At 47.8% G+C, this 987-nt stretch carries 2 protein-coding genes; both read left to right on the top strand.

Annotated features, from left to right (window positions below):
- A partial coding sequence (locus tag GY683_RS01135) for a cell division protein ZipA C-terminal FtsZ-binding domain-containing protein (RefSeq protein ID WP_297287004.1) occupies positions 1–718 on the top strand: 718 nt, incomplete at its 5' end.
- A 73-nt stretch (positions 719–791) separates the two neighbouring features.
- A partial coding sequence (locus GY683_RS01130; protein ID WP_297287003.1) for a hypothetical protein occupies positions 792–987 on the top strand: 196 nt, incomplete at its 3' end.

Here is a 987-nt window from a genome sequence, read left to right as displayed (position 1 = left end):
TGATGCGGTCACAGTGCCAAGCGACGATGCACCTGATGCGCTAACCAGCATGGCGGCGGTGGCAGCTTCATCCCCTGTGGTGAGTGCATCAGACCGACCAGCCATCAATCCTGCACCCATCAATCCTGCACCCAACAAGCCAGCTGAAAATACTGATGAGGCGATCGTGTCGAGCGACGCTGCGCACGAAGAGACCGAGCAGCTGCGCGAGCTTAATGGTAAATTTGAGCAAAATTCCCCAATTCTAGACAAGCATCTGTCTGACCAAGACAGCTTTGATCAGAATAACAGCCCACTGTTGAATGCCACAGACAACATCGCTGTGGTGATCACGCCACGTAACGCCTATACAGGACTGTCGGGTAAAACCGTACTGAGCTTGGTGCGTGAATACGGCTTAAAATATGGCGTGATGAATATGTTCCATCGCTACGAGCACGAGAACGGCACGGGCGATCTGTGGTTTAGCATGATGGGCGTGAATAACGATGGTGTTCAGCCGTTTGACTTGAACGTACTTGCTGAGAGTCGTTTTAATAGCATTTTGTTGTTCTTATCACTGCCGCACCCACATGCCCTGCGTGGCTTTGACAGCATGGTGTCAGTGGCACAGATGATCGCTGATGACCTAGAGGCTGACATATATAACGAAGAAGGCTATGCGCTCGACGATGCAGAATTTGCCAAATTGCGTGCTCACGCTGCCAGCCATCAATAAGTTTATGCCTTCTAAAAACCGTCTTTGATAAGGCGGTTTTTTGTCTGATTTTATATTTGTTTAGAAGTTAAAAATGACCGATTTATTTGATTTTGCCCAAGAAGATTCAGCAGCCAATCCCAAAGATGATCATATCGTTGGCGAAATGCGCAATCTGATTCAAGCATTAAAAAAACACAACCACGCCTATTATGTGCTTGATAACCCGACCATCGCTGATGATGAATACGACAGCCTAAGATCTAAGCTGGTTCAACTTGAGCAAGCGC

It is taken from the genome of Moraxella sp., from assembly GCF_024227015.1.
Lineage (GTDB): Bacteria > Pseudomonadota > Gammaproteobacteria > Pseudomonadales > Moraxellaceae > Moraxella.
Note: the sequence above shows the minus strand (reverse complement) of the source record. Positions and strands in the feature narration are given on the sequence as shown.